Here is a 12,166-nt window from a genome sequence, read left to right as displayed (position 1 = left end):
CCTTTCAACCCCTCGGCGCGCTACGCCCATGCGAGGCGCGCGACCGTTTGAGAACAACAGCGTAAGAAAGGCGGAATCACGATGATGGGCAACATGACACGTAGGGGTTTCCTCGCCGCGACGGCGGGAGCGGCCGGTGCGGCGGCGCTCGGGCTCGCGGGCTGCGGCGGCACGGGCGCGTCGGCGGGCTCGGGCAGCAGCGCGGGCTCGGCGGCGACATCGGGCGGCGACCTCCTCACCCAGGTCCGCGACTGCGGCGAGCTCGTCTTCGCCACCGAGGGCACCTGGAGCCCGTGGACCTTCCACAACGAGGCGGACGAGCTCACCGGCTACGACATCGAGGTGGCGCGTGCCATCGCGGGCGAGCTCGGCGTCGAGGCGACTTTCGCCGAGGGCCGCTGGGACAGCCTGCTCGCCGGCCTCGATGCCGAGCGCTTCGACACCATGGCCAACGGCGTGTCCGTCACGCCGGAGCGCGAGGAGCAGTACGACTTCACCGAGCCCTACGCTTACAACCGCATCGTGGTCATCACCACGGAGGACTCCGACATCGCGCGCATGGAGGACCTCGACGGCAAGCGCACGGCCAACACGCTCGGCTCGAGCTACGCGACGCTCGCCGAGAGCTTCGGCGCGACGAACTCCGGCGTGGACGATTTCAACCAGACGATCGAGCTTCTGCAGCAGGGGCGCATCGATGCGACCCTGAACGACGAGGTGGTCTTCTTCGACTACATGGACGCGCACCCGGACGCGCCGCTCAAGATCGCGGCGGAGAACAGCGAGGCGACCCCCGTCGCCTTCCCGCTGCGCAAGGGCGCGGAGACGGCGAGCCTGCGCGCGGCCATGAACGAGGCCATCGACGCCCTGCGCGCGGACGGCACGCTCGCCGCGCTCTCGAACGAGTTCTTCGGCATCGACATCTCGAGCGAGGCTTGAAGGGCAGCTTCTGTCAAGGAGCCTGGGGAGGAAGGAGGTGCTGCCATGCGGCGCATCACGGTCACGGTGCAGGGCGAGGCGTTCCAGGCGACGCTCGACGATGCCTCCGGCCTGGCGCGGGCCGTGGGCGCGGGCTCCGTCTCGGTGGCTTGGGAGCGCGCGTAACAGACCGGCTCACAACCGATATGGATTCATATGAGAAAGGATTGCACCATGGAAAACGAGCAGTTGAACCTCACGCGGGAATGGGACAAGACGTTCCCGAAGTCCGATCTGGTGGACCACGAGAAGGTGACCTTCCATAACCGCTACGGCGTCACGCTGGCGGCGGACCTCTACCGGCCCCGCAGCGCCGAGCCGGGTGCCAGGCTCGCCGCCATCGCCGTTTCGGGCCCCTTCGGCGCCGTGAAGGAGCAGGCGAGCGGCCTCTATGCCCAGACCATGGCGGAGCGCGGCTTCCTCACCCTCGCCTTCGACCCGTCGTTCACCGGCGAGTCCGGCGGCGAGCCGCGCTACATGGCGAGCCCGGACATCAACACCGAGGACTTCCTCGCGGCGGTGGACTACCTCAGCTGCCGGGAGGACGTAGACGCGTCGCGCATCGGCATCATCGGCATCTGCGGATGGGGTGGCCTGGCGCTCAACGCCGCCGCGCTCGACCCGCGCATCAAGGCCACGGTGGCGAGCACCATGTACGACATGGCGCGCATCGCCGCGAAGGGCTACTTCGACGAGGCCGACAGCCCCGAGGCGCGCATGGAGCAGCGTCGGGCGCTCGCCGAGCAGCGCACGCGCGACTACGCCTCCGGTACGTACGAGCGCGCGGGCGGCGTGGTCGACCCGCTGCCCGAGGACGCGCCGTGGTTCGTGCGCGACTACTACGATTACTACAAGACGCCGCGCGGCTACCACCCGCGTTCGCTCAACTCCAACGAGGGCTGGAACGTGACGGGCACCCAGAGCTTCCTCAACCAGCCCATCCTCGCCTATGCGGGCGAGATCGAGAACGCCGTCATGGTGCTCCACGGCGACGCGGCGCACTCCTGCTACATGGGCAAGGACGCCTTCAAGCTGCTCCGAGGCGACAACAAGGAGCTCGTGCTCGTGCCGGGCGCCGTGCACACCGACCTGTACGACGGCGGCGGCAAGGGCGCCATCCCCTGGGATACCATCCAGGCATTCTTCGAGCGGTACCTGGCGTAGGTGCTCGGCGGGGCGGTCGCGTGGCGCGCCGCGGCGGCGAAACGGCTCCCCCCGCCGCGCGTTCCGCCCCCGGTGCGCGCCGCCCGCCCGATTACCCCCACAACTCGCGGATACGCTGCAGAAACGCGGAGGCCGCGGGCGAGAACACCTGGTAGCGCTTCCAGGCGATGAACACATCGGCGGTGAGCGCCGGCTCGAGCGGGCGGAACGCCAGGCCGCTCCCGGGCGAGGTGTCCACGATGCCCTCGAGGCTCACGACGTAGCCGATGCCGCGGCGGGCGAGCAGCGCGGCGTTGTAGAGCAGGTTGTAGGTCGCGACGACGTCCAGGTCCTCGAAATCCCGCCGGAACCAGCTGCGCATCTCGCGACGACTCGACTGCTGCGAGAGGATGAGCGGGCGGTCCTCGATGTCCTCGGGGCGGATCGCGGCGCGCGCGGTGAGCGGGTCGTCCGCGCGCATGAACACGCCCCAGGTGTCGCGCGCAGGTAGGGGCAGGACCTCGTATTTGTCGAGGTCGGTATGGCCGATGAACAGGCCGAAGTCGATGCGCCCCGTGTCGAGGCGGTCGGAGATGTCCTCGGCGTTGCCGCTGTGCAGGCTGAAGCGCATGAGCGGGTAGGTCTCCTGCAGCTCGGCGATCACGTTCGCCACGAGCGACATCGCGGGCGTCTCGCCGCCGCCGATGCGCACCTCGCCCGCCAGCGCGTCGCCCGTGACGCGGAACTCGGCCTCGGTGCGGTCGGCGAGGTCGACGATCTCCTCGGCGCGCGTGCGCAGGCGCATGCCGGCCTCGGTGAGCTCGATGCGCCGCTTGCCGCGTGCGAAGAGCGTGGTGCCCAGCTCGCGCTCGAGCTCCTGCATCTGGCGCGAGAGCGAGGGCTGCGAGATGTGCAGCGCCGCGGCGGCGCCGGAGATGGTGCCCTCGCGGGCGATCATGAGGAAGCGCCGCAGTGCAGTAATTTCCATATCGCTTCTTCCGTACGTGTTGCGTTTCGAAGGTGGTTTGCTACTTATTGTACCTGGTGAGCGCGCTAGCGCGAGTGGCGTACAGCAGACGGCGTTTTGAAGCCTTCCCTACATGAAGCACAAGGTAACGTCTTGAATTCGCCCTACATGCACTCCAAATTCGTCGCGCCTAAATTCGTCGCGCCTGCGTATCATGGGAAGGTGCTTACGAGTATGGGCGAGAGGTGCGGGCGAGAGGCGAGGAAACGCGGAGGGTTTCGACGCATGATCAAGATGTTCGCGAGCGATCTGGACGGTACGCTGCTCAACTACTTCCATCAGGCGGATTGCGTGGTGCGCGCGGCGGTGCGCGAGGTCGTCGCCTCGGGGGCGCACGTGGTGCTTGCGACGGGCAGGCCGGTGCGTTCCGGCGCGGATCAGGGCTTCGGTGACATCCCCCTCGAGGTGGTGGGATCGAACGGCGCCATCATCCGCGATTCTCACGGCGTGCTGCTCAAGGCGTTCACCATCGACAAGGCGGTCGCCGAGGACCTGATGCGCGCATTCCCCGGGCTCATCTTCGAGTGCATCGCGCCCGACGGCGCCTACATCACGGGGTCGGAGGACGCATGGCTCGCGTCGTTCACCGGAAAGAGCGCGCTCGACCGGCTTGCCATGAAGCATCGCAACCGCAAACGCGTCAAGGCCGGCACGGGGATGCGATTCGATCAGACGATGGCGCAGGTGCTCGAACGTGACATCTGCAAGTTCAACGTGCGCACGCCAGACGAGGGGCTCGGCCGCGAGCTCTCGGCATACCTGGCGGAGCGTTCGGACGCCCTCGTGAACGCGCCGTTCAAACCCGTGATGTTCGAGATCTCGCGCGCGGATGTGAACAAGGGCGCGGCGCTCGCGTGGCTCGCGGCCTATTTGGGTATCTCCGAGGACGAGGTTGCGGTGTACGGTGACGGTGGCAACGACATCGCGATGCTCGACCGGTTCGCCCATGCGTACGCGCCGTCGAACGCCAACGATACGGCGAAGCGCGCGGCGGGGACGGTCATCGGGTCGAACGTGGCGTACGCGGTGCCGCGTCACATGGTGCGTACGGTGCGCGCCCAGCAAGGTCGGTACGTGGTCGAGTAGCACGGCGTTCGGCGTCGGCGAGCATGCGCCGAGGCGTGCGCGGAGGTGTGGTGCGTGCGCATCTGGGCGTATGAGGTTCGTCGAACGAGGGTACCGGTAAGGCAGATAGACTGCTCTTTGAAGGGGAGGCTCTTCGATGGATCCTTCAATTGCGCGCGCTCTTCTATGGGCGGCATGTGGCTGCGGCTTTACGTGGCTCATGACGACGGCGGGTTCGTCTGTGGTGCTCTTTACCGGGAAAGACCCCGAACGCGGTAAGCTCGCGCACCATATATTCCTAGGCTTCGCAGCGGGCGTCATGGTCGCTGCGAGTGTGTGGTCGCTGCTTAATCCGGCGATCGAGCAGGCGGAGGAGCTCGGACAGATCGGTTGGATTCCTGCTGCAGGCGGGTTTTTACTGGGTGTGGCGTTTCTCATCGCGCTCGATACACTGCTGCCGCATCTCCATGTGGGAAGCGATGAGCCCGAGGGCTTGCGTGCGGGATGGAAGCGCACGACGTTGATGGTTTCCGCTGTGACGCTCCACAACATCCCCGAAGGCATGAGCGTGGGGCTGTTGTTCGCGATGGCGTCACAGGCGTCGGGCGCGGCGGGCGATACGTATCTCGGTATGGCGTTTGCGCTGGCGCTCGGTATCGGCTTGCAGAACTTTCCCGAGGGCGCAGCGGTGTCGTTGCCGCTTCGCCGCGAAGGGTTCAGCCGCTGGAAGGCGTTCGTGGTGGGAAGCCTCTCGGGTATCGTGGAGCCCATCTTCGGCGTGGCGGTGGTGCTTGCGGCGGGCTGGATCTCGCCGTACATGCCCTGGATGCTCGCGTTTGCTGCCGGTGCGATGATTTACGTGGTGGTTGAGGAGCTCATTCCCGAGGCGCATTTGGGTGAGCATTCCAACGTGGGCACACTCGGTGTCATCGCCGGGTTCGTGATCATGATGGTCTTGGACGTGGCGCTGGGGTAGCGCATGTAACATAACCCCAGGGGCATTTTTTACATGGGACTTCCCGCGGGGCGTCTCTGCCTCTCATCCGCTCTGCGTGGCGACGAAACGCCATACAAGAGGGATGAGGTTGAACCCGTTGAGCGAAGCGACAGAAATCGCAGGTAGAGGAGCCGTTCGAAAAGTTGCCTCATCATACAGCGTAAACGGGCGTTACGCCGCGCCGCACAGGGCGGATGAATGGACGGGCGTGACATTGGGGTCGAGACATCGAGTTGGGTTCGTTTGGCCTATAGGTTGGGCGGGGATGTATTGTCGAATGACTACCCGTTAATTAGCTTTTCGAGGAAATCGCTGAGCGTGTTGGAAGAGAGTAGCTTTCGAACACGGCGACGTTCGCAAAGTGAGTTGACCACAGTGTCGTAGATTTCCATAAATCTGCGCCTATCGTCGGCGCATACGGCAATCATGAGTACGATATGCACGCGCTCGGCACCCCAAGATACTCCTTGCTCACTGAGGAGCACGGCGGCCATCGTGCGTTTCGCGTTCATTTCCAGTGCATGCGGTATGGCAAACAGGTTGAAAAACGATGTGGGAGAGAGTTGCTCACGTTGGAGCACAGACTCAATAAATCCGTCGTCGACAATTCCACAGTCGAAAAGTTTTTGACCGAGAAGGCAAATCGCTTCATGTTCATTTTGCACGTTGCGTTTCAAAAAGAGTCGATCATCAAAGAACGGTTCGAGCAATCGTTTCGTCTGTGCCGCCCTTTTCTCATGGAGACATAGGCCTATAGCATTTTCAATTTTCAGATAATCTGATGGCGTGAAGAAGGGAGATACGTAAACAGCATTGTGCATGGTGCATTCCATAGCACGGGTTGTCACAATCAGATCGGTGAGTGGAACTTCTCTATCCTCTCGCCCAAGTTCATCTAGTTCGGTGACAACTGCAACGCCAGCGAATCTTTTTTCAATTTCATTTCGTATGCGCTTCGAGATACTTTGATATTGGTCACAAGCAAGAACGATATGGACTTTTTCATCGGCGAGTGTATCTTCGATGAGTAGCCCAACATGAATGCTGATGAAGCCAAGCTCGCCATCTTCGATGTGAATGTGAAACGCTTCGGAAAGGCCTTGCGCTATCAAGATGGAGAGCTCATATACAAACGGGCAATTTCTCTTTACGTTTTCAAGCATTTCGGTGTCGGTGATTTGTATGGCGTCAACACGTTCAATCAACGCCTTTATATGCATAGAGAAATTTCGAATAGCCTGGGAAAACTCAACATTGAGCTGAAAAAATCCAAATGCTTTGTCAACAACTCGTTTGACTGCTTTTTCAAGATCAGAGATATCTGCTGTCGCTTTGGGGGCGTCAATGGAGTCGTTGGGTTCAATCTGCCCGGATAACAATGACGCAAGGTAGTCAATCTCTGCAGCACCGGGGTTGATGGGGCAATGAGTGGCGTATTCCGCGCAAATAGATGCGGCGATCTCATGTTCAATATCATTTTGCTGCTTGCGGGGTTTGCCGGTTTGGATATAGGAGTGTGCGCGCATGCGGTAGAGGGCAATTGCGACATTAATTATAAGACCCCGTGCATAGCCCGGTTTAATGCGTTGTCCGTGTCGGTTGATAGCTTCAAGGACAGTAGCTTTGGCTCGCTCGAAATCCATGCCCTTGAAGTAATGGGCCACGCCGTCGATACTTGAGAATTGTCCGCTAACCTCATCAATTAGCAGCGCGCCCATGAGTGCCCGCTTGCCTGATTCGTCGCCCTTCAAAGAGAGCTTGTTTCGCTGGCGGATGAGTTCTAGTTTATACGGGGAAAGCCCCTCACGTATCATCCGGATACTACGTTCTAGAACCGGCGTACTGACGAAGAGATGCTCAGCGGCATCGTCGATATCAATTGGTTGTGACGCAAGCGCGAGCATCTTCAGCAGAGCGTGATCTGTCGAAGCTGCGTTCGAGCCTTCGTTTTTCGTATGATCCAGTTTGAGTACTTCAGTCAGCATCGCAGCATTGATGCTGTAGCCCTCATATGAGCTTTGTACGATTTGTTGAGAACGGTTGATTCGAGAAATATCGCGCTGAACTGTTCGTAGGGAGAGATTGAGTAGATCGGCGACTTCTTGGCCGGTTATAGGCTGTCGGGTGGACGCGATGCACGAAAGGATGCGTTGTTGGCGTTCGCTGAACATCGAACCCCTCCTTCGGCAGAGTGCGGTCGAAATACAACTCCACTCCATACTCTTTCAATATGTTTTTGAACTGAAGTCCCGTCTGGCGGGCTATCCCCGCCAGACGGGATTTTACCCGCCTCCTTAGCTCGAAATAGGATGATCGCAAGACGCGTCGTTAGGACACTGAGACGGGCTAAAGGAGGTGTGGGATGGAAAAGGAGTCTGTACAGGGCATCTCATTTCAACTTGTGGCGCATGCAGGCGAGGCCTCTGCATGCTTTTTCGATGCGGTGGAGCTTGCGCGCCAGGGTGACTTTGATGCAGCAGAAGCCAAGCTTTCACAAGGTACAAGTTCTCTGAATGAGGCGCACGCTTCCCAGACGGATCTGTTACGGTGCGAGGTGAATGGAGAGGATATCGCATTCAGTTTGCTGCTCGTGCACGCTCAGGATCACCTGATGAGCACGATTTTGCTCGAGCGCATGGCAAGGGAACTGATTGAGGTGTATCGGAGGATGGCAGATGATGAATGAGAAAGCAAAGGGGGCGTTTCTCTGGGGCAGCGCAACGGCTGCTTATCAGTGCGAGGGCGCCTGGCAGGAAGATGGCAAGGGTATTTCGAACTGGGACGCTTTTTGCCATAGCGACAAGAATGTTGTTAACCCTGTAAACGCAGATGTCTCATGCGACTACTACCACCATTACGAAGAAGATATCAAGATGCTCGCGAATGGTGGTCAGAATGCATACCGCTTCTCAATCGCATGGACGCGCATCATTCCGGATGGCATAGGAGCCGTGAATGAGGCGGGCGTTGCATTCTATAATCGCGTGATTGACTGCTGCTTGGGGCATGGTGTGGAACCGTTGGTTACCATGTATCATTACGATCTTCCCCAGGCGCTGTTCGAACGCGGCGGATGGGAGAACCGCGAGACATGTGAAGCGTATGCTGCATATGCGAAGACGTGTTTCGAGCGTTTCGGTGATCGCGTGCATTATTGGGCAACGATTAACGAGCCGAATTACGAGACGCAATGCTGCTATGCAGCAGGAAACTATCCGCCGAATGTACAAGATCTTGGTCGTCGCTGGCGCGCAATGTATCACCTTTTGCTTGGCAGCGCTATGGCGGTTGCGGAATTTCGTGCCGGCGGGTATCAAGGCATGATTGGTCTAGTGAACGATTCCTACTCGATTGAGACTCTTGTCGATGACGAGTCGTATCGTAAGGCTGCGCATTGTGCGGACTTGTTCTACAACCGGTGCGTGAATGATACATGCGTACTCGGGGAGCCTCCTCGCGACTTCGTCGAAAAGCTTGTGGCCGATGGTTACGATTTATCTTATGTGCTTGATGGGGATGACGAGATTTTGCGTTCGGGCACGGTCGATTATCTCGGCGTGAATGCGTACCTGCGTTATCTTGTAAAGCCCTATACGCAGGGAGAGACCCATCTCAAGATGAGCAACTCAGGCAAGAAGGGCGATCGCGTAGAGGCCGTAGTCAAGAACTGGTTCGAGCTTGATCGAGATGAATCGATTCCCACCAACGACTGGGATATGGAGATTTATCCCAAGGGTCTCTATAACTTGCTCATGGCGCTCCATGATTTGTATCCGGATACGCCGTTCATAATCACGGAGAACGGAATCGGGTATCACGAGCATCTCGATGAGCTTGGTAACGTTCACGATCCGTATCGCATTGAGTTTCAAAGCCAGCATATCGCATGGATGCGCGAAGCCATGCGGGAGGGCGTCGATGTGCGCGGGTATTTTGTATGGTCAACAATGGACGTCTATAGCTGGATTAACGGTTACGCCAAGCGATATGGGCTCGTTTATATCGATTACGACAACGGTAATAAACGCATTCCAAAGGACAGTTACTACTGGTATAAGGGATTCATCTCTTCACTTGAATAGGAGGAGCCATCATGGAAACTTTCACGCAATGGATCGAAGCCCATGTTGGTCCAATCGCCGGTAAGATCGGTGCGAATCGTTACGTCCAAGCGATTCAGAACACGTTCCTCACGCTCATTCCTTTCATGACCATAGGTGGTTTGGCGCTCGTTATCATAACGCCACCCATGGATTACACGACAATGGATCCGGGAATCGGACGGGCGTTCATGCAGGGATGGAGCACACTCGCTTCCTGGCTTTATCAACCGCTGAATACCATCAACCTCATTACCATGGGATGCTTGGCAATCTGGGTGGCAGTTGGCATCGCGTTCTTTTTGGCTCGTCATTACAAAATGAATGGCTTTTTGCCAGTCGTTGTAAGCGCAGCCTCATTTGCTTCGATGGCGCTCATCAATAACGAAGGCGCTCTCATTACAGATTATTTCTCGGGGACAGGCCTGTTTTGTGCAATCGTAAGCTCAGTAGCTTCTCTCGAGCTGTTCCGTTTCCTGTGCAACCACAAGGTTGGTCGTATTGAAATACCGGGCGGTGGTGTACCGCCTGCTCTTGCGGACTCAATTGGTCAGCTTGCGCCCGCCGCTATCGTGTTCATCGTTATGAGTGTTGTTTCCACCATTGCTCTGCGTGTTACCGGACAACCGTTTGCGGACTTTGTCGCCATTATGCTTTCTCCGCTCATCGGTGCCGTTGATAGCTATTGGGGTGTGCTGTTCGTGGCGTTTACCATTCCGCTCCTTTTCTGGTTTGGAATCCACGATTCAGTAATCACGAGTCCTCTCGAGCCCTTTTTATATGCGAATCTTTATGCAAATATGGCGGCGTATGCTGCGGGAACTGCTCTACCGTATACCTTTACTCAGTCGTTCCTCTTCTATTTCGTTTCAATCGGTGGCAATGGGGCGACGCTTGCCCTGGCTCTCCTGACGCTGAGGAGCAAATCAAAGCAAATCAAAACGATTGGCCGTTTAGGTATCGTCCCGGTTATCTTCGGTGTTAATGAACCCATTGTTTTCGGGTTACCGGTTATGTACAACCCGCTCATGTTCATCCCCTCAATCCTGAGCATGGTGCTTAACGCGACGATTACGTACGCGGCAATGATTTTCGGGTTGGTCGGGAAGACATTCATTTACCCCGGATGGAATTTGTTCTCACCTGTCGGCGCAATTGTGTCCACCATGGATGTTCGTGCCCTTGTCTTGGTGATTGCGCTCATCGCTCTCGACGTCGCGGTGTACTACCCGTTCTTCAAGGCGTTTGAGCGTAATAAGCTTGAGGAGGAAAGTACGGACGATCAGGTCGATGCACAACAGGCGGTGTAGAAGGGAGCTGTGGCGCAATGAAATGGATGATCTGCTGTTATGCAGGGATGACGACGAGCATCTTGGGGAAGAAGCTTGAGGAAGAGGCGGCTTCTCGCGGGTACGATGTCACGGTTCAGGCGTTTCCCGTCTCCGAAGCGGCGGATGAGGCTGCAAACATGGATCTTGTCCTCCTAGGTCCTCACGTGCGCTTTGTAAAGCCGGAGATCGAGAAGGGCGCAAACGGCACGCCGATTTACGTTATGGCGCCGCAAGACTTTGGCACCATGAATACAAAGGCAATCGTTGACGCCGCCCTCAAGTTGGTATCTGCCGCATAAATAACAAGCGTGAAATAAGGGCGTACGACCGAGGCTGGTGTGGGAGGAAGGCACAAGATGGCCTATCTCCAGTACCGCACATGGGCGTGCGCCCTAATTTTCTGAATCCAATTGCAATTTTGATAGGGGGCTCAGATGAATGTGGTGCTTGCCGCCGACGTCTTCGGCGTCGAGCTCAAGGAAGTGCTTGCGGCCGACTTGCGCTCACGAGGATGGGATGTTGTCGATCTGTCGCCCGAGCCGGTAGAGGACGGCGTTGAAGCTGCTGTTCTCGTAGCGCGTGCGGTTCAGGCGTCCGATGAGAGTTTGGGGATTGTATGCGATGCCTACGGTGTTGAGAGCTATCTAGCGGCAACCAAGATGAAGGGTATGGTTGCTGCGGCACTTTCCGATGAGCGAACCGCGCACATGACACGCGAGCACAATGATGCGCGGGTCATCTGCCTGGGAGCGCAGATCGTAGGGTCTGAGCTCGCGCGCAATATCGTGTTTGGCTTTCTGACCGGCACCTATAGCGGTGGAAGGCATCAAGCGCGCGTCGACATGCTCAAGATGATGGGGAGCATCGAGGCCGGGGAGGTGGGACGATGATCGTAGCGATTGGATGCGATCATATCGTGACCGACATGAAGATCGCAGTGTCGGATTTCCTAAAGGGCCGGGGCTATGATGTCATCGATGTGGGTACGTACGACCACGCCCGTACACATTATCCGCTGTTCGGCAAGCGCGTTGGAGAGCTCGTTGCATCTGGCGAAGCAGACCAGGGTGTCGTAATGTGCGGCACGGGAGTGGGAATCACCAATGCTGTCAACAAGGTGCCAGGTGCCCGCTGCACATTGGTGCGCGATATGACGTCGGCGTTATATGCGAAACGATGCCTTAATGCGAACGTTGTCGGTTTCGGTGGAAAGATTTGCGGCGAGTTTCTCATCTGTGATATCACTGAAGCGTTTTTGAAGGCTTCCTATGATCCGACCTCTCGGAGCGAGGCTATGCTCCGGAAAATCGAGGCGCTTGAGTCCGAAGCGCCAGGCCAGCGTAACCCAAGCTTCTTCGCCGACGTTCTTGCACGCTGGGATCGCGGGGAATATCAGGACGATGCCGCCGTCTAGGGGCTTCACGAATATAAGGCGCACGTTATGTCTTGAGTCATAGGGGTCGGGTTCAATTGACTTAGTGAGTCATTTGAACCCGACCCCAGCGTCTTACGAAACCTTGACGCT

12 protein-coding genes are annotated in these 12,166 nt (G+C 58.2%); 10 read left to right on the top strand and 2 right to left on the bottom strand.

The window, feature by feature from the left end; genetic code table 11:
* The first annotated feature begins 93 nt into the window (after positions 1 to 93).
* Together B5G02_RS07435 and B5G02_RS07430 are read left to right on the top strand one after the other, a co-directional pair.
* Positions 94 to 939 (top strand): transporter substrate-binding domain-containing protein, encoded by an 846-nt coding sequence (locus B5G02_RS07435; protein WP_094335787.1) that lies wholly within the window; start codon positions 94 to 96, stop codon positions 937 to 939.
* A 213-nt stretch (positions 940 to 1,152) separates the two neighbouring features.
* Positions 1,153 to 2,142, top strand: coding sequence for an alpha/beta hydrolase (locus B5G02_RS07430; protein ID WP_094335776.1), 990 nt, complete (start codon positions 1,153 to 1,155; stop codon positions 2,140 to 2,142).
* 91 nt (positions 2,143 to 2,233) lie between these two features.
* On the opposite strand, the gene B5G02_RS07425 is transcribed toward B5G02_RS07430, so the two are convergent.
* A complete protein-coding gene (locus tag B5G02_RS07425) occupies positions 2,234 to 3,109 on the bottom strand; it encodes a LysR family transcriptional regulator (protein WP_094335775.1) in 876 nt (291 codons plus the stop codon).
* Positions 3,110 to 3,373: 264 nt separating this feature from the next.
* On the opposite strand from B5G02_RS07425, the gene B5G02_RS07420 reads away from it, so the two are divergent.
* Both B5G02_RS07420 and B5G02_RS07415 read left to right on the top strand, forming a co-directional pair.
* A complete protein-coding gene (locus tag B5G02_RS07420; protein ID WP_094335774.1) occupies positions 3,374 to 4,234 on the top strand; it encodes an HAD-IIB family hydrolase in 861 nt (286 codons plus the stop codon).
* 199 nt (positions 4,235 to 4,433) lie between these two features.
* Entirely contained in the window at positions 4,434 to 5,189 is a 756-nt protein-coding gene (locus tag B5G02_RS07415; RefSeq protein ID WP_297035994.1) for a ZIP family metal transporter, read from the top strand.
* A gap of 302 nt (positions 5,190 to 5,491) precedes the next feature.
* On the opposite strand, the gene B5G02_RS07410 is transcribed toward B5G02_RS07415, so the two are convergent.
* The gene (locus B5G02_RS07410; protein WP_162609759.1) at positions 5,492 to 7,381 is read right to left on the bottom strand and encodes a BglG family transcription antiterminator; all 1,890 of its coding nucleotides are present in this window, start codon (positions 7,379 to 7,381) and stop codon (positions 5,492 to 5,494) included.
* A gap of 191 nt (positions 7,382 to 7,572) precedes the next feature.
* Here B5G02_RS07410 and B5G02_RS07405 point away from each other — a divergent pair, with 191 nt between their 5' ends.
* From B5G02_RS07405 to lacB, 6 genes are all read left to right on the top strand, one after another.
* Positions 7,573 to 7,896 carry a PTS lactose/cellobiose transporter subunit IIA gene (locus B5G02_RS07405; RefSeq protein ID WP_094335771.1) on the top strand — a complete coding sequence of 108 codons (324 nt, stop codon included), beginning with the start codon at positions 7,573 to 7,575 and terminating at the stop codon, positions 7,894 to 7,896.
* Positions 7,886 to 9,292 (top strand): glycoside hydrolase family 1 protein, encoded by a 1,407-nt coding sequence (locus B5G02_RS07400; protein WP_241146194.1) that lies wholly within the window; start codon positions 7,886 to 7,888, stop codon positions 9,290 to 9,292. Before B5G02_RS07405 ends, B5G02_RS07400 begins: the two co-directional genes overlap by 11 nt.
* Positions 9,293 to 9,303: 11 nt before the next feature.
* Positions 9,304 to 10,620, top strand: coding sequence for a PTS sugar transporter subunit IIC (locus tag B5G02_RS07395; protein WP_094335770.1), 1,317 nt, complete (start codon positions 9,304 to 9,306; stop codon positions 10,618 to 10,620).
* Between the two features lie 17 nt (positions 10,621 to 10,637).
* A complete protein-coding gene (locus B5G02_RS07390) occupies positions 10,638 to 10,940 on the top strand; it encodes a PTS sugar transporter subunit IIB (protein ID WP_094335769.1) in 303 nt (100 codons plus the stop codon).
* A 135-nt stretch (positions 10,941 to 11,075) separates the two neighbouring features.
* A complete protein-coding gene (gene lacA / locus B5G02_RS07385; protein WP_094335768.1) occupies positions 11,076 to 11,531 on the top strand; it encodes a galactose-6-phosphate isomerase subunit LacA in 456 nt (151 codons plus the stop codon).
* On the top strand, positions 11,528 to 12,055 hold the full coding sequence (gene lacB, locus B5G02_RS07380; RefSeq protein ID WP_094335767.1) for a galactose-6-phosphate isomerase subunit LacB: 528 nt from the start codon (positions 11,528 to 11,530) through the stop codon (positions 12,053 to 12,055). Before lacA ends, lacB begins: the two co-directional genes overlap by 4 nt.
* The last annotated feature ends 111 nt before the right edge of the window (positions 12,056 to 12,166 follow it).

It is taken from the genome of [Collinsella] massiliensis (assembly GCF_002161605.1).
In the GTDB taxonomy this organism is placed as follows: domain Bacteria; phylum Actinomycetota; class Coriobacteriia; order Coriobacteriales; family Coriobacteriaceae; genus Enorma.
Note: the sequence above shows the minus strand (reverse complement) of the source record. Positions and strands in the feature narration are given on the sequence as shown.